Genomic DNA, 14,875 nt, shown 5'->3' with positions numbered 1-14,875 from the left:
TGGCGGCGCCTGGGCCCCGGCCGACCCGTCCCGACCCGTTCGCGTCGGCCGGCGCATCCCCCGGGCTCGCCGGCCGAAGCCTCCCCCGCTCCCCCGCGGGTGCCGGCACCCCTCAGAAAGGCTCGTCCAGCCCTTCCGTGTCTTCCCCCTCCGCCTCGAGCGCCTGGCGCACCACGCGCAGAGCCATGCCTTCCCCGTAGCCCTTGCGCGCCAGCATGCCCGCGAGCCGGCGCAGGCGCTTGTCCCGGTCCAGTCCCCGGGTCGAGCGGAGCTTGCGCGCGACGAGCTCCCTGGCGGTCTCCTCTTCCTGTTCGTGGTCGAGCTGGCCGACCGCCTCGTCGATCACCGCCGGGTCCACCCCCTTGGTGCGCAGCTCCCGCACGAGGGCGCGGCGGGCAAGCCCCCTGCCGTGGTGCCGGGACTCCACCCAGGCGTCCGCGAACGCCGCGTCGTCGATCAGTCCCACGTCTTCGAACCGCGAGAGCACTTCCTCCGCCGCCTCGTCGGGGATCTCCCGCTTGCGCAGGGCGTCGGCCAGCTGTTTACGGGTGCGCGGGGTTCCTGTCAGCAGCCTGAGACAGATGTTGCGCGCCTGCTCGAGCGGATCTCGCGGTTCCCCCTGCTCGGCCCTCGACGAGGAGGGGGAACCGCTGCTTCTGGAGCGGGAACGACGGCCCGTCCCCTCGCCGGACCCGGCCCCCCGGCCGGGCTCCGGGGGGCCTTCGGACGGCCCTGCGGCGTACTCGTGGCCAGGGCCGGTATCGGCGGCGCCGGTGCCCGGCCACTCCGTGCGACGCGTCATGGCCTAGCTCTTGGCCGCCGCGGTCTTGGCAGGCTTGGCCTTCGTCGCGGGAGCCGGCACCGACTTGGCCGCCGCTCCGTCGGCCGGGGCGCCCGCGGTGACCGCCGCATCGGCTGCGGGCTCCGCCGCGGCGTCGTCCGGACGGACGCCGACACCGAGCTTGTCGAGGATCTTCTTCTCGATCTCGTTGGCCAGGTCGGGGTTGTCCTTGAGGAAGTTGCGGGAGTTCTCCTTGCCCTGGCCCAGCTGGTCGCCCTCGTACGTGTACCAGGCGCCGGCCTTGCGGACGAAGCCGTGCTCGACGCCCATGTCGATCAGACCGCCCTCGCGGCTGATGCCCTGGCCGTAGAGGATGTCGAACTCCGCCTGCTTGAACGGAGGCGCCACCTTGTTCTTGACGACCTTGACGCGGGTGCGGTTGCCCACGGCGTCGGTACCGTCCTTCAGCGTCTCGATCCGGCGGATGTCCAGACGCACCGAGGCGTAGAACTTCAGCGCCCGGCCACCGGTCGTGGTCTCCGGGGAGCCGAACATCACGCCGATCTTCTCGCGCAGCTGGTTGATGAAGATCGCGGTCGTCTTCGACTGGTTGAGCGCGCTGGTGATCTTACGGAGCGCCTGGCTCATCAGGCGGGCCTGCAGTCCCACGTGGGAGTCGCCCATCTCGCCCTCGATCTCCGCACGGGGCACCAGGGCCGCGACGGAGTCGATGACGATCAGGTCGAGCGCGCCGGAGCGGACGAGCATGTCGACGATCTCCAGCGCCTGCTCGCCGTTGTCCGGCTGCGAGAGGATGAGGCTGTCGATGTCGACACCGAGCTTCTTCGCGTACTCCGGGTCCAGAGCGTGCTCCGCGTCGATGAACGCCACCGAGCCGCCGAGCTTCTGGGCGTTCGCCACGGCGTGCAGCGTCAGCGTCGTCTTGCCGGAGGACTCCGGGCCGTACACCTCGACCACGCGGCCGCGCGGGAGGCCGCCGACGCCGAGCGCGACGTCGAGTGCGGTGGACCCGGTGGGGATCACCTCGATCGGCTCGTTCGGCCGCTCACCGAGGCGCATCACCGCGCCCTTGCCGAATTGCCGTTCAATCTGTGCGAGTGCGGCGTCCAGCGCCTTCTCGCGGTCGGTTCCTGCCATGGGTTCCACCCGATTTGCTTGAGTCGATCGCTTCACGTCACAGACGCTAACCCCTGCCACTGACAATGGGCCTCGACGTCCTCCCGGCCTGTGGACAACTCCATGGCCGGGTCCGGCAAAACCCGGCCGGAATCCCATGAGAATGGATGTTCGATTTAGGTGTCAAGCGCACACGCCGACCGCGCACGGCTGAGCGCGGCGGCCGGCGACAACGTGTATCCGGCACGTCGGTGGAACGAGCAGTGACGTGCCCGTTCCGGGTTCGGTCGACAGGGCGACAGGGCGACATCTCATCCAAGCCTGTCGTGAAAAGCCGCTCATGTCGCCGTGGAGCCCGCAGTGCCGGCCGAGGAATCGCCGTCCGGTCGGGCGCGGCGGGAGCAGTCGGGCGGCCACGGCGTCCCGTCCGGCCCGGCCGTCGCGTCCCGTCACGAGGCAGTGCCTGCTCGCCCGTACCAGGGGCGGGAGGGCAGGGGTCGCTCCCCTCCTGGTCGACGACATGCGGGCCACCAGGGTCCACCGGGGCGGACCGGCGTGACGCCGTCACCCACCCGCCCCACTCCCCCGCCCCGGGGCACCGGCGTACGCCGGCCGCGCCGCAGCCGCGCTCGTGGGCGGTCCGCCGTGGGCCGGCGGACCGGTGCCGGGCGGACAGCTCACGAAGGTCTACGGCTTGACCGGTCCCTACGACCGGGCCCCGACGCCCGGCGACGCCTCGTGGAGGTCCAGGACCCGAGCCCGCCCGCCGATGTCACCGGCTGCCGCCGGCCGGGCCCGGGCCGTCCCGCCCGTGCCGCACCGCGCGGCGGATCCTCGAGAGCGCCGGCTCGCCCCGGCGCCAGCGGTGGCCGCCCTGCACCCGCGGGTCGTCCGTCACGTCGTAGCGCTTCACGTACGCGCCCAGGAAGGCCTGCAGCGTCGCGATGGCGGGAATGGCGATCAGGGCCCCGACGGCGCCCATCAGCGCGGTGCCCGCGACCACGGAGCCGAAGGCCACCGCGGGGTGGATGTCGACCGTCTTGGACGTGAGTTTCGGCTGCAGCACGTAGTTCTCGAACTGCTGGTAGACCACGACGAACCCGAGCACCCACAGCGCGTACCACGGGTCGACGGTGAAGGCGATCAGCATGGGCAGCGCGCCGGCGAGGTACGTGCCGATCGTGGGGATGAACTGCGAGACGAGGCCGACCCACACCGCGAGCGCAGGCGCGTAGGGCACGCCGAGGGCCAGGAGCAGGATGTAGTGCGCCGCCCCGGAGATCAGTGCCATCAGTCCGCGGGAGTAGATGTATCCACCGGTCTTGTCGACCGCGATCTCCCAGGCGCGCAGCACCTCGGTCTGGCGGGAGGGGGGCAGCACCGAGCACAGCGCGCGCCGCAGACGGGGGCCGTCGGCGGCGAAGTAGAACGAGAACAGGAAGATCATCAGCAGCCGGAACAGTCCGCCCAGCACCGTGGTGGACACGTCGAGCACGCCGGTCGCGCTGTTCTGGACGTACCGCTGGAGCCAGTCGGAGTGCAGCAGGCTGTCCTGCACCTCGACCCGGGAGAGTTCCGTGCGGAAGGTCTGGTTGACCCAGTTGATCACCGAGTCGAGGTACTTGGGGAACTCCTCCACCATGTCGACGATCTGGCCCGCGAGCATCGAGCCGAGCAGGACGACGAAGCCGAGCCCTGCGACCAGCACGCCGAGGAACACCAGGAACGTGGCGAGTCCCCGGCGCATCCCCCGGCCGGCCATCCTGCTGACGGCCGGCTCGATGGCCAGCGCCAGGAAGAAGGCGATGAGGATGTTGGTCAGCAGCCCGATGAGCTGGTGGAAGGCCCAGCTGCCCAGCTGGAAGCACCCGTAGAGCGCCAGCGCCATGACCATCGCGCGCGGCAGCCAGCCGGGCATACGGACGGGGCCCGTGCCGGGCGGCGGTTGCGGTGGTGCGGCCGGAGGAACGGGCGGCGAGGCGGGCGGCGGGGTCTGGGCGGTCTCGTCTGTCGGTGCCACGGCACAAGTCTCGCTCACCGCGGTGACAGCCGGTCCCGCGACCCGGTGGCGACGGGGCGCGGGAGACGTGGTGACGCGGCCCGGCCCAAGGCGGTACTTCGCTCAGCGCTTGTCCGGGGGCACGCCGACCGCGGCGCAGACCGCCCGCCAGACGTCCTTGGCCTCCCAGCCCGCGGCCAGGGCCTCGTGCACGGTACGGCCGCCGAGTTCCGCCATCACGTGATCGCGGGCGAAGGAGTCGGCGTACGTCTCGCCGAAGTGATCTGCCATCCGTTCCCAGAAAATCGTCAACCGCATGCCCCCAGTATCCCGCTCCTGAGAGTGCAGCCGGGCCGGGAGGGCCCTGCGGGCCGCCTCTCGCCGTCTACGGTCGGACCATGGCTGGAACCGGAGCAAACGCCCTCGCCCGCGCCGAGCAGTTCGTCTGGCTCACCGCACGCGTCCTCGAACAGCGGCGGTTCGCCCATCTCTTCCTGGGGGGAAGCGCGGACACCGTCGAAACCGCGCTGGACGCCTACCGGAACGAGGACGGTGGCTACGGCCACGCGCTCGAACCCGATCTTCGCGGGCCCGTCAGTCAGCCGCTGCACACCGCTCACGCACTGAGCGTCCTCGATTCGATCGGCCGGTGCGGCGGCATGCGCGTGGAGCGGATCTGCCGGTACCTGACGGACGTGTCGACCAAGGAGGGCGCGCTGCCCGCGCTCCACCCCTCCCAGCGCGGGTACCCCGCGGCGCCCTTCGTCCCCGTCGTCGACGACCCGCCCGCCGAGCTCCTGGCGACGGGCCCTGTGGTCGGACTGCTGCACCGCAATCAGGTGTGGCACGCGTGGCTGTTCCGGGCCACCGACTTCTGCTGGGCGGCCGTCGACGCTCTGGAGCGGTCCCACCCGTACGAGATCGAGGCGGCCGTAGCCTTCCTGGACGGTGTACCCGACCGTGCGCGCGCCGAGTCGGCCGCCGACAGGCTCGGACGGCTCGTGCGCGACCAGCGGTTGGTGGTGCTCGATCCGCGGCGCCACGCGGAGTACCCGGTGGCACCCGGTTACGCCCCGGGGGAACACCACTTCCCCTACGACTACGCCCGCACGCCCGCGTCGCTCGCCCGCCGCTGGTTCAGCGACAGCGAACTGGAGCGTTCCCTCGATCATCTGGAGGCCCTGCAGCAGGAGGACGGCGGCTGGCCGGTCAACTGGCGGCAGTGGGCCCCCGGAACGGCCCTGGAGGGCCGTCCGATCGTCACACTCAGAGCTCTGGGGACCCTCAGGGCGTACGGTCGCGGTCCGCGCTGATCCGTCCGGTCCTCAGAGCACGGCGCGCACCACGGCGGTGACCGCGACGGCGGCTCCGACGACGACCAGGAACGGGGCGCGCAGGACGAGTGCCAGCGCCGCCGCGGCGAGTCCCGCGGCCCGGGCGTCCGGTACCAGGTGCTGTCCGTCGGCGAAGGTCTGCTGGGCGGTGAGAGCGGCGAGCAGTGCCACCGGCAGGAGCGCTGCGAGTCGTTGCACGAGGGGGCGTTCCAGCACACCGGCGGGGACCAGGAGCCCCACGAGCTTGGCGAGATAGCAGCCGACTGCGGTCAGGGCGATGGCGGTCCAGATGTTCATCGGCCCTCCCCGGGCGTGGTCTTCCCGGTGGTGGTCGCGTCCGGGGTTCTCCTGCCACGGCCCTTCAGGAAGAGGACGACCGGCGCCGCCAGAGCCGACACGAGGACGGGCGCACCCGCCGGCAGCACCGGCAGGAGGCCGAGGACCAGGAGGACGGCGACTCCCGCTGTGACACGCTCCGTGGTGCTCTTCAGCATCGGCGCGAGCAGGGCGAGGAACACGGCGGGGCTTGCCGCGTCCAGTCCCCAGGCGTCGGTGTCACCGAGGGCCTCCGCCCCGAGGGCGCCGATCAGCGTGGTCAGGTTCCACAGGACGTAGAGGGTGAGCCCGGTGACGGTGAATCCGATGCGCGCGGCACGCCTGGTGGGCTGGGGCAGGGTGACGGCGGTCGTCTCGTCGATGACCCACTGGGCGGCGAGGGGGCGCAGTGCGCGCGGCAGGGCCAGGAGCTGTGACAGCCGCAGCCCGTAGAAGGCGTTGCGGATGCCCAGGAAGAACGCTCCCGCCGCGGCGGTGTAGGGGTTGCCCCCTGCCGCCAGGGCGCCCACGAGGGCGAACTGGGAGGCGCCGGTGAAGACGAGGAGGCTCAACGCGCAGGTCTGGAGGAGGGTCAGTCCGGAGCCTGCCGAGGTCACGCCGAAGGCGAATCCGGAGAGGCCCACGGCTATGCCGACGCCGAGTGCGTCCCGGACGACCGCGGAGTCCGGTCGGTGCGGACCCGCGTCCCGCACGGCGGGGTCGCAGGGGTTCTGAGGGGGTGCTGTCTGTTCTGCCACGCCCGGGACGCTACGGGGAGAGCCCCGTACCGGTCTTGTACGTTCTTGCGCGCTCGCGCCGGTAGGCCCCCGGAGGCACTCCGACGATCCGGGTGAAGTGGCGGTTGAGATGGGGCTGGTCGGTGAATCCGACGGCGACGGCCGCTTCGGCGGGTGCGGTCCCCCCGTCGAGCATGCGCCGGGCCCGCCGCACCCGGGCATCGGTGAGCCATGTGTGCGGCGGCATCCCGTACTGCTTCCTGAAGGCCCGCAGCAGCGCGAAGGGGCTGGTCCCCAGCTCGGCGGCGAGCGCCTCCAGGGTGGGCGGCCGCCGCATCCGCTCCTCCAGTGCCGCCCGCGCGCGGGCGGCGTCGCGGGCACCGGCGGAATGCGGCACCCTGGCCGGCAGCACGCTGCCGTGGCGGTCGAGCAGCCGGGCGACGAGGACGCGAAGGACGCTGTCGGCGGCCAGGGCGTTACCCTCCTCGGCCGCACGGTGGACGTCGGTGATCAGCCGGGCGGCGTAAGGGTCCCCCACTCCGGTCTCGGTGAACCCGACGGTGCCGCGCGGCCGTGTCAGGTCGGCCGCTACGTCGTCGATCACCCGGGTGGACGGGTAGAGGGTGGCGTAGGCCCAGCCCTCGGGCACTCCGGCGCGGGCGGTGTGCGGGACCTCCGGGTTGATCATGACGACGGTGCCCGGCCCGGCCCGCACACTGCCCCCGGGAAGACCTACCTGCTCGACGCCGCCGGTGATCGTGGCGAGGACGTATCCCTCGTGACTGTGGCGCGGAAAGGTGTGGCGGACGTACCGGGCACGCAGCAGATCGAGGTCGGGCAGCTCGGCGTACTGCCAGTGCCTCGCCCACTCCCGTGCCGGGTCCACCTCCGCCATACCGGAATTGTCGCAGGTCCGGGCGGGTGGCCGGGGTCCTGGGATCCGGACGGCGGCCACGTCCACCGGCCGTTGTCAGTGGCGGGGTGCACGATGGAGGGCATGGCCGGTTCAGCACTCGATTCGTTCGCGCCCGCGACCCGCGGCTGGTTCGCGGGCGCGTTCGACGCGCCCACCGCGGCGCAGGAGGGTGCCTGGCGTGCCATCGGCGAGGGCTCGGACGTACTGGTCGTCGCGCCGACCGGATCGGGTAAGACGCTCGCCGCGTTCCTCGCTTCCCTGGACCGGCTGGCGGCCGTCCCGCCGCCGGCCGAGGCGAAGAAGCGCTGCCGGGTGCTGTACGTGTCACCGATGAAGGCGCTCGCCGTCGACGTGGAGCGGAATCTGCGTTCGCCGTTGACGGGGATCCGCCAGGAGTCGGTGCGCCTCGGCCTGCCGGAACCGGAGGTGCGGGTGGGGATCCGCTCCGGCGACACTCCCGCGGCCGAGCGCCGTTCGATGGCGACGAAGCCTCCGGACATCCTGATCACCACTCCCGAATCGCTGTTCCTGATGCTCACCTCGTCGGCCCGGGACGCACTGGCCGGGGTGGAGACGGTGATCGTGGACGAGGTGCACGCCGTCGCGGGCACCAAGCGCGGCGCCCACCTCGCCGTGTCCCTGGAGCGTCTGGACGAGCTGTTGCCCGCCCCCGCGCGGCGTATCGGGCTGTCGGCGACGGTCCGTCCGGTGGACGAGGTCGCGCGGTTCCTCTCGCCCCGGCGGAGGGTGGAGATCGTCCAGCCCCCGTCCACCAAGGAGTTCGACCTGTCCGTGGTGGTACCGGTGGAGGATCTCGGCGAGCTGAGCGGCTCCCCCGCCACCGGGGACGAGGGCGGCCAGGCGGAGAAGCCGTCGATCTGGCCCCATGTCGAGGAGCGGATCGCCGATCTCGTGCAGTCCCACCGTTCCACGATCGTCTTCGCCAACTCCCGGCGGCTGGCGGAGCGCCTGTGCAACCGGCTGAACGAGATCGCCCACGAGCGCGCGACCGGCACCGCTTCCGACGAGGGGCGGGAGGCCGGGGTCCCCCTGCCCGAGGCCCACTCCCCCGCCGAGATCATGGCCCAGTCGGGAGCCGCGAAGGGAGCACCGGCCGTCCTCGCCCGCGCGCATCACGGCTCGGTGTCGAAGGAGCAGCGCTCCCAGGTCGAGGAGGACCTCAAGGCGGGCAGGCTGCCCGCCGTCGTCGCCACCTCCAGCCTTGAGCTGGGGATCGACATGGGCGCGGTCGACCTGGTGATCCAGGTCGAGTCACCTCCGTCCGTGGCCTCCGGGCTGCAGCGTGTGGGGCGTGCCGGTCACCAGGTCGGCGCGGTGTCCACAGGCGTGGTCTTCCCGAAGTACCGCGGCGACCTGGTGCAGGCGGCCGTCGTCACCGAGCGGATGCGCGAGGGCGCCATCGAGGCGCTGCGGATCCCGTCCAACCCGCTGGACGTGCTCGCCCAGCAGATCGTCGCCATGGTGGCGCTCGACAGCTGGCAGGCCGACGACCTGCTCGCCCTCGCCCGCCGGGCGGCCCCCTTCGCCTCGCTCCCCGAATCCGCGTTCACCGCCGTGCTCGACATGCTCGCCGGGCGTTACCCGTCCGACGCCTTCGCGGAGTTGCGGCCACGCGTGGTGTGGGACCGCGTCACCGGCACGGTCACGGGACGCCCCGGTGCCCAGCGGCTCGCGGTCACCTCGGGCGGCACCATTCCCGACCGCGGGCTGTTCGGCGTCTTCCTGGCCGGCGCCGATCCGAAGAAGGGCGGCGGGCGCGTCGGCGAGCTGGACGAGGAGATGGTCTACGAGTCGCGGGTCGGTGACGTCTTCACACTGGGCACCACGTCCTGGCGGATCGAGGACATCACCAGGGACAGGGTCCTGGTCTCGCCCGCCCCCGGGGTCCCGGGCCGGCTGCCGTTCTGGAAGGGCGACCAGCTGGGGCGCCCGCTGGAACTGGGCCGTGCGCTGGGCGCGTTCCTCCGGGAGATCGGGGGCCTGTCCGGGGAGGACGCCAGGCTCCGGCTGCTCTCCGCCGGACTCGACGCCTGGGCTGCGGAGAACCTCCTGTCCTACCTCGACGAGCAGCGCCGCGCCTGCGGTCACGTGCCGGACGACCGGACCGTCCTCGTCGAGAGGTTCCGGGACGAGCTGGGTGACTGGCGGGTCGTGGTGCATTCGCCGTTCGGTGCCCAGGTGCACGCACCGTGGGCTCTCGCTCTGTCCGCCAGGCTCGGTGAGCGGTACGGGATGGACGCACAGGTCATGCACGCCGACGACGGCATCGTGCTGCGGCTGCCCGACGCCGATCTGATGGGTCTCGACCTCCTCGACTTCGATCCGGCCCAGGACGATGCCGGCGGCGGTCCCGGACGCGCCGGTGCCGGTCCGGGCTTCCCCGCCGCCGGGTACGACAGCGAGCAGCCCCCGGTCGGAGCCACCGACGTGGTGTTCGACAAGGGTGAGATCAGCCAGGTCGTCACCGACCAGGTCGGGGGATCGGCCCTGTTCGCCTCCCGGTTCCGCGAATGTGCCGCACGCGCCCTGTTGCTGCCCCGGCGCACCCCGGGTAAGCGCACCCCCCTGTGGCAGCAGCGTCAACGCGCGTCCCAGCTGCTCCAGGTCGCCTCCGAGTTCGGCTCGTTCCCCATCGTCCTGGAGGCGGTCCGTGAGTGCCTCCAGGACGTGTTCGACGTCCCGGGCCTCACCGAACTGATGGGTGACCTCGAGGCGCGCCGCATCCGTCTGGTCGAGGTCACCACGCCCGAGCCGTCGCCGTTCGCCCGCTCGCTCCTCTTCGGCTACGTCGCGCAGTTCCTCTACGAGGGTGATTCGCCTCTCGCCGAGCGCCGGGCGGCGGCCCTCTCGCTCGACTCCCATCTCCTGGCCGAGCTGCTCGGCCAGGCGGAGCTGCGCGAGCTGCTCGACGCCGACGTCCTCGGCGAGCTGGAGCGGGAACTGCAGTGGCTGACCGACGACAGGAAGATCAAGGACGTCGAGGGGGCCGCCGATCTCCTCCGCGTCCTCGGCCCCCTCACCGACGCCGAACTGGCGGAGCGCGGCGCGGAACCGGCCTGGGCACCGGAGCTGGCGACGTCCCGGCGTGCCATCCAGGTCCGTATCGGCGGAACCCCCCACTGGGCAGCCGTCGAGGACGCCGGCCGGCTGCGGGACGCACTCGGGACGGCCCTTCCCGTGGGCGTTCCCGAGGCGTTCACCGAGCCGGTCAAGGATCCGCTCGGCGACCTCCTCGCGCGGTACGCCCGTACGCACGGCCCGTTCACCACCACTCAGGCGGCCGGCCGTTTCGGTCTCGGTCCAGCGGTCACGGACGGGGCCCTGCAGCGGCTGGCCGCGTCGGGCCGTGTCGTCCAGGGTGAGTTCCACCCGGCGGGCATCGGCCAGGAGTGGTGCGACGCGACCGTCCTGCGGCGGCTGCGCCGCCGCTCGCTCGCCGCGCTCCGCCAGGAGCTGGAGCCGGTTCCGCCCGCCGCCCTGGCCGGCTTCCTCCCCCAGTGGCAGCACATCGGCGACAACAGCCTGCGCGGCATCGACGGGCTGGCCCGCGCCATCGAGCAGCTGCAGGGCTCCCCGGTGCCCGCATCCGCCCTGGAGAAGCTCGTCCTCCCGAGCCGCGTCGCGGGCTACACCCCCGCGATGCTCGACGAACTCACCACCACCGGCGAGGTCGTCTGGGCAGGCGCGGGCGCACTCCCCGGAAAGGACGGCTGGCTCTCCGTCTATCTGGCGGACAGCGCGCCCCTGCTCCTCCCCGCACCCCACCCGCTGGAGGAGACCGCGCTGCACGAGTCGGTTCTCACTGTCCTGTCCGGCGGGTACGGGCTCTTCTTCCGGCAGATCGCCGACCAGGTCCGGGCCACCACCCACCCGGACTGCGCCGATCCCCAGCTGGCCGACGTGCTCTGGGACCTGGTCTGGTCCGGGCGTCTCACCAATGACACCCTCGCTCCTCTGCGTTCGCTCCTGGGCTCGGGGCGCACGGCGGGCTCCACCGCGCACCGTGCGAAGCGCAACGTGCCCCGCGGCCGTTACGGGTCCCTGACCGCGGCCGCCCGCCCCGCGTCCCGAACGGGTCCGCCGACCGTTTCGGGGCGCTGGTCTCTGCTGCCCCCGGCCGAGCCCGAACCGACCCATCGCGCGCACGCCCTGGCCCGTACGCTCCTCGACCGCCACGGTGTGGTGACCCGGGGCGCGGTGCAGGCCGAGGGCGTCGAGGGCGGTTTCTCGGCGGTCTACCGCATCCTTGCCGCGTTCGAGGACAGCGGGCAGGCCCGACGCGGTTATGTAGTGGAGGGTCTGGGGGCGGCCCAGTTCGCCATGGACGGCGCCGTCGACCGGCTCAGGGCGGCCTCCACCGCACGCGACCGCGCGGACCCGGGCTCGGCTCCCCGGGCGCTGGTCCTCGCGGCGGCGGATCCTGCCAACGCGTACGGCGCCGCTCTGCCCTGGCCGGAGTCGCCGGACGGTGCGGGGCACAAACCGGGGCGCAAGGCGGGTGCCCTGGTGGTCCTCGTGGACGGCGAGCTCACGCTCTACATGGAACGCGGCGGCAAGTCCCTCCTGGCGTGGCCCACGGACCCCGCCGACCCCGCCCTCCGTGCCGCGGCCGAGGCGCTCGCGTCAGCTGCCCGCGCGGGGAGCCTGGGCACGGTCACGGTGGAGCGCACGAACGGCGCCTCCTCCTTGACGTCTCCGCTGGGCCGCACCCTGGAGGCCGCCGGTTTCCTCGCCACACCGCGCGGTCTGCGACTGCGCGCGTGAGGCCGGGCACGGCGGGGACCGGCACCACGGACGCGCATGTGAGCGCATCATGGACGCATGCCCGAAGGTGACACCGTCCTGCAGACCGCCCGCCGTCTCGACGCGGCACTCGCCGGCCAGGTACTGACGGTCTCGGACCTGCGGGTGCCCCGGTTCGCCACGGCCGACCTGACCGGTCGCAGGGTTCTGGGTGCCACGGCGCGCGGCAAGCACCTGCTCACCCGCTTCCAGGACGGCCTCACCCTGCACAGTCATCTGCGCATGGAAGGCGCCTGGCGTGTGTACGCCCCGGACGAGCGCTGGCGGGGCGGCCCCTCCCACGAGGTCCGCGCGGTGCTCGCCACGGCGGAGCACACTGCCGTCGGCTACCGGCTGCCCGTCCTCGAACTGCTCCGCACGGAGGACGAGGAGAAGGTCGTCGGCCACCTAGGGCCCGACCTGCTGGGACCCGGCTGGGACCCGGACACCGCACTGCGCAATCTGCTCGCCGATCCCGGGCGCCGTGTCGGGGACGCCTTGCTCGACCAGCGCAATCTCGCCGGGATCGGCAACGTCTACATGTGTGAGCTCTGTTTCATGGCCCGTGCGACGCCATGGCTGCCGGTGGGCGAGCTCTCCCTGCCGGTCGCCGCACGTCTGGTCAGTACGGCCAAGCAACTCCTGGAAGCCAACCGCGACCGCCCGGTACGGACCACGACCAGGGCGACGGCTGCCATGTCCCGCAGGCCCACACGGGAACGTCTCTTCGTCTACGGGCGAGCCGGCCGCCCCTGCCTGCGCTGCCGCACACCCATCCGCAGGACGGTCCGCGACGACCGCCCGACCTACTGGTGTCCGCACTGCCAGTCCGGCCCCACGGACTGAGAGGTCACCGGTCCCGCCGGCCGGCATGGCGGGGACGATCCCTCCCCGTCCGCTGCGGCGCGACACAACCGGCTGGTACACCGGGTGGCCCCCGCGCGCATGCGGTGCCCCCGCGGCGCCTGCGGTATCGGTACGGCCTACGGGGGTATGTCGGACCGGCAGGGGTGGGTACCGGTGCCCTTCGCCGCCGGTTCGCCGGCGGTCCGCTCCGGTCGCACCGAGGCCGCCACGTGCACCGGCAGGAGGCTCAGCCCCCACCCCCCGGCAGCCACCGCGCCCTCGACCAGTCCGGCGTGTCCGGGCTCGAGGAGCAGCCGGAGCACCGCCCACCACCACACGCCACCGAGGACGAGCGCCGGCACCCGTCTCCGCACCATGGCTGCCTCCTCCGGCCGACGCTAGTACGGGGTGATGTCCTGACGGGAGGGCGCACCGGCGCGTCAGCGGCGCGCGGGGCGGACCGAAGCAGCGGCGCGCGCTCTCCTGGGACCGCTGCGGGGAGAAGAAGTGTGCCCCATCGGCAGTTTCCCCCGGACGGACGTCGGCTGCATCCCGCAGGGGCCGACCCCGGGCATGCCGGTGCCCCCGGGATCCGCAGGATCCGCGGGGGCACACCGGTGGGCGTCTGTCCTACCTGTCGTCGGTGAGGGAGTCCTTCACGCCCTTGGCGCGCTCGCCGGTCGCTCCCATCGCGTCCTCAGCCTTGGCCTTGGCCTGGTCCGACTTGCCTTCGGCCTCCTTGCGGCGGTCCCCGCTGACCTTGCCGGTCGCTTCCTTGGCCTTGCCCTTGAGCTTGTCCATCGCCTTCTTGTCCGTCACGGCTGTCTCCTCCTCGTTTCGGGTTCAGGCACTCGGTTCAGGCACGCTCCGCCTGGAACATCCACGCGTGCTTCTCGAGATCCGCGGTGAGCGTGATGAGGATGTCCTGGCTGATGGGGTCCGGTTCGTCGGTCGCCTCGATCCGCTCCCGCATGCGGTCGATGACCACGCGCAGGGCGTCGACGAGTACGCGCACCGCGTCCACGTCCTTGATCCAGCCGTCGGGCACGGAATCGATCGCCGTGGTCTTCGCGAGCGTCCGGGACCGGCCGTCCGGGTTGACGCCGACCGCGGAAGCCCTCTCAGCAACCGTGTCCGAGTGCTGGCGTGCCGTGTCGACGACTTCGTCGAGCTGAAGGTGCACGGAGCGGAAGCGCGGGCCGACCACGTTCCAGTGGACCTGCTTGGCCACCAGGGAGAGGTCGACCAGGTCGACCAGCGCACCTTGCAGGGCGTCTCCCACGACCTTGCGGTCACCATCGGACAGGGCGCTCTTCACGACAGACATGCACTTCTCCGTTCAGGTAGCTGTTCGACGTACCATCTGTCCACAATGTCACATATGGAGCGAAACGGTCATTCGGGTGGCTGTTCCGAAGAATGGCCACACCGGCCTCACTCCGCGCCTGCCCCGCGAACAGCTCCGCACACACCGCGACGGACGAAAGCCCCGGCCGGCCCTTGTGGGGCCGGCCGGGGCTTTCGTCACACGAAACGCGTGCGGTCAGGCGGCGACGACATCCACCGCTTCCGCGGGCGCCTTGATGGTCACCCGTCCCGTCGGCACGCCGGAGACCGACGCGACGGAGACGGAATTGAGCATCGGACGTACTGGTACAGGCACCGCATCACTGGCTGCTGCCGACTCGGCCAGCTCGGCCAGCGACAGTTCATCGCTCACTTCACGCATGAGCTCGGACATCCGTACGTCCAGCGCGTCGCAAATGGCGGAGAGCAGTTCGGAGGATGCCTCCTTCTGCCCCCGCTCCACCTCGGAGAGATAGCCGAGCGAGACTCGGGCGGACGAGGAGACTTCGCGCAGAGTACGGCCTTGGCGCTGGCGCTGCCGACGCAGCACGTCACCAAGCAGGCGACGGAGCAGAATCATCGGTGGCTCCCTCCTCGGACCGCGTAGCCGCATCCTTCACGCCCCACCGTACCGCCTCGCGCTGCGGCCGTGCGGGGAGC

14 protein-coding genes are annotated in these 14,875 nt (G+C 72.1%); 3 read left to right on the top strand and 11 right to left on the bottom strand.

What is annotated here, in order from left to right:
* Positions 1 to 112 precede the first annotated feature (112 nt).
* From recX to ACHFIV_RS07080, 4 genes are all read right to left on the bottom strand, one after another.
* Positions 113 to 802 (bottom strand): recombination regulator RecX, encoded by a 690-nt coding sequence (recX, locus tag ACHFIV_RS07095; protein WP_398964767.1) that lies wholly within the window; start codon positions 800 to 802, stop codon positions 113 to 115.
* A 3-nt stretch (positions 803 to 805) separates the two neighbouring features.
* Entirely contained in the window at positions 806 to 1,939 is a 1,134-nt protein-coding gene (recA, locus tag ACHFIV_RS07090) for a recombinase RecA (protein ID WP_398964765.1), read from the bottom strand.
* A 751-nt stretch (positions 1,940 to 2,690) separates the two neighbouring features.
* Positions 2,691 to 3,836, bottom strand: a complete 1,146-nt coding sequence (locus tag ACHFIV_RS07085) for an AI-2E family transporter (RefSeq protein ID WP_398965927.1) — start codon at positions 3,834 to 3,836, stop codon at positions 2,691 to 2,693.
* 204 nt (positions 3,837 to 4,040) lie between these two features.
* On the bottom strand, positions 4,041 to 4,235 hold the full coding sequence (locus ACHFIV_RS07080; RefSeq protein ID WP_398964763.1) for a DUF3046 domain-containing protein: 195 nt from the start codon (positions 4,233 to 4,235) through the stop codon (positions 4,041 to 4,043).
* Positions 4,236 to 4,315: 80 nt separating this feature from the next.
* On the opposite strand from ACHFIV_RS07080, the gene ACHFIV_RS07075 reads away from it, so the two are divergent.
* Entirely contained in the window at positions 4,316 to 5,230 is a 915-nt protein-coding gene (locus ACHFIV_RS07075; protein ID WP_398964762.1) for a hypothetical protein, read from the top strand.
* 12 nt (positions 5,231 to 5,242) lie between these two features.
* Here the strand turns inward: ACHFIV_RS07075 and ACHFIV_RS07070 are convergent, their stop codons facing one another.
* Genes ACHFIV_RS07070 through ACHFIV_RS07060 form a run of 3 tightly spaced genes read right to left on the bottom strand, consistent with a single transcriptional unit; the run spans position 5,243 to position 7,198 of the window.
* Positions 5,243 to 5,548, bottom strand: coding sequence for an AzlD domain-containing protein (locus tag ACHFIV_RS07070; protein WP_398964761.1), 306 nt, complete (start codon positions 5,546 to 5,548; stop codon positions 5,243 to 5,245).
* Positions 5,545 to 6,324 carry an AzlC family ABC transporter permease gene (locus ACHFIV_RS07065; protein WP_398964759.1) on the bottom strand — a complete coding sequence of 260 codons (780 nt, stop codon included), beginning with the start codon at positions 6,322 to 6,324 and terminating at the stop codon, positions 5,545 to 5,547. Before ACHFIV_RS07065 ends, ACHFIV_RS07070 begins: the two co-directional genes overlap by 4 nt.
* A gap of 10 nt (positions 6,325 to 6,334) precedes the next feature.
* Positions 6,335 to 7,198, bottom strand: coding sequence for an AraC family transcriptional regulator (locus tag ACHFIV_RS07060; RefSeq protein WP_398964757.1), 864 nt, complete (start codon positions 7,196 to 7,198; stop codon positions 6,335 to 6,337).
* 102 nt (positions 7,199 to 7,300) lie between these two features.
* On the opposite strand from ACHFIV_RS07060, the gene ACHFIV_RS07055 reads away from it, so the two are divergent.
* Positions 7,301 to 12,004, top strand: coding sequence for an Lhr family ATP-dependent helicase (locus ACHFIV_RS07055; protein ID WP_398964756.1), 4,704 nt, complete (start codon positions 7,301 to 7,303; stop codon positions 12,002 to 12,004).
* Between the two features lie 57 nt (positions 12,005 to 12,061).
* Entirely contained in the window at positions 12,062 to 12,868 is an 807-nt protein-coding gene (locus ACHFIV_RS07050; RefSeq protein ID WP_398964754.1) for an Fpg/Nei family DNA glycosylase, read from the top strand.
* A gap of 137 nt (positions 12,869 to 13,005) precedes the next feature.
* On the opposite strand, the gene ACHFIV_RS07045 is transcribed toward ACHFIV_RS07050, so the two are convergent.
* From ACHFIV_RS07045 to ACHFIV_RS07030, 4 genes are all read right to left on the bottom strand, one after another.
* The gene (locus ACHFIV_RS07045; protein ID WP_398964752.1) at positions 13,006 to 13,245 is read right to left on the bottom strand and encodes a hypothetical protein; all 240 of its coding nucleotides are present in this window, start codon (positions 13,243 to 13,245) and stop codon (positions 13,006 to 13,008) included.
* A 253-nt stretch (positions 13,246 to 13,498) separates the two neighbouring features.
* A complete protein-coding gene (locus ACHFIV_RS07040) occupies positions 13,499 to 13,687 on the bottom strand; it encodes a CsbD family protein (RefSeq protein WP_398964751.1) in 189 nt (62 codons plus the stop codon).
* Between the two features lie 37 nt (positions 13,688 to 13,724).
* On the bottom strand, positions 13,725 to 14,195 hold the full coding sequence (locus ACHFIV_RS07035; RefSeq protein ID WP_398964749.1) for a Dps family protein: 471 nt from the start codon (positions 14,193 to 14,195) through the stop codon (positions 13,725 to 13,727).
* A 216-nt stretch (positions 14,196 to 14,411) separates the two neighbouring features.
* Positions 14,412 to 14,795 (bottom strand): helix-turn-helix domain-containing protein, encoded by a 384-nt coding sequence (locus ACHFIV_RS07030; RefSeq protein WP_398964748.1) that lies wholly within the window; start codon positions 14,793 to 14,795, stop codon positions 14,412 to 14,414.
* Between the last annotated feature and the right edge of the window lie 80 nt (positions 14,796 to 14,875).

This window comes from Streptomyces sp. ALB3 (genome assembly GCF_044385685.1).
Classification (GTDB): Bacteria; Actinomycetota; Actinomycetes; order Streptomycetales; family Streptomycetaceae; genus Streptomyces.
Note: the sequence above shows the minus strand (reverse complement) of the source record. Positions and strands in the feature narration are given on the sequence as shown.

What these genes read in the sequence shown, in the direction of transcription:
- ACHFIV_RS07030 (WP_398964748.1), bottom strand. Translation starts at nt 14,795, where the DNA reads ATGATTCTGCTCCGTCGCCTGCTTGGTGACGTGCTGCGTCGGCAGCGC.
- ACHFIV_RS07085 (WP_398965927.1), bottom strand. Translation starts at nt 3,836, where the DNA reads ATGCCCGGCTGGCTGCCGCGCGCGATGGTCATGGCGCTGGCGCTCTAC.
- ACHFIV_RS07080 (WP_398964763.1), bottom strand. Translation starts at nt 4,235, where the DNA reads ATGCGGTTGACGATTTTCTGGGAACGGATGGCAGATCACTTCGGCGAG.
- recX (WP_398964767.1), bottom strand. Translation starts at nt 802, where the DNA reads ATGACGCGTCGCACGGAGTGGCCGGGCACCGGCGCCGCCGATACCGGC.
- ACHFIV_RS07060 (WP_398964757.1), bottom strand. Translation starts at nt 7,198, where the DNA reads ATGGCGGAGGTGGACCCGGCACGGGAGTGGGCGAGGCACTGGCAGTAC.
- ACHFIV_RS07070 (WP_398964761.1), bottom strand. Translation starts at nt 5,548, where the DNA reads ATGAACATCTGGACCGCCATCGCCCTGACCGCAGTCGGCTGCTATCTC.
- ACHFIV_RS07055 (WP_398964756.1), top strand. Translation starts at nt 7,301, where the DNA reads ATGGCCGGTTCAGCACTCGATTCGTTCGCGCCCGCGACCCGCGGCTGG.
- recA (WP_398964765.1), bottom strand. Translation starts at nt 1,939, where the DNA reads ATGGCAGGAACCGACCGCGAGAAGGCGCTGGACGCCGCACTCGCACAG.
- ACHFIV_RS07045 (WP_398964752.1), bottom strand. Translation starts at nt 13,245, where the DNA reads ATGGTGCGGAGACGGGTGCCGGCGCTCGTCCTCGGTGGCGTGTGGTGG.
- ACHFIV_RS07075 (WP_398964762.1), top strand. Translation starts at nt 4,316, where the DNA reads ATGGCTGGAACCGGAGCAAACGCCCTCGCCCGCGCCGAGCAGTTCGTC.
- ACHFIV_RS07035 (WP_398964749.1), bottom strand. Translation starts at nt 14,195, where the DNA reads ATGTCTGTCGTGAAGAGCGCCCTGTCCGATGGTGACCGCAAGGTCGTG.
- ACHFIV_RS07050 (WP_398964754.1), top strand. Translation starts at nt 12,062, where the DNA reads ATGCCCGAAGGTGACACCGTCCTGCAGACCGCCCGCCGTCTCGACGCG.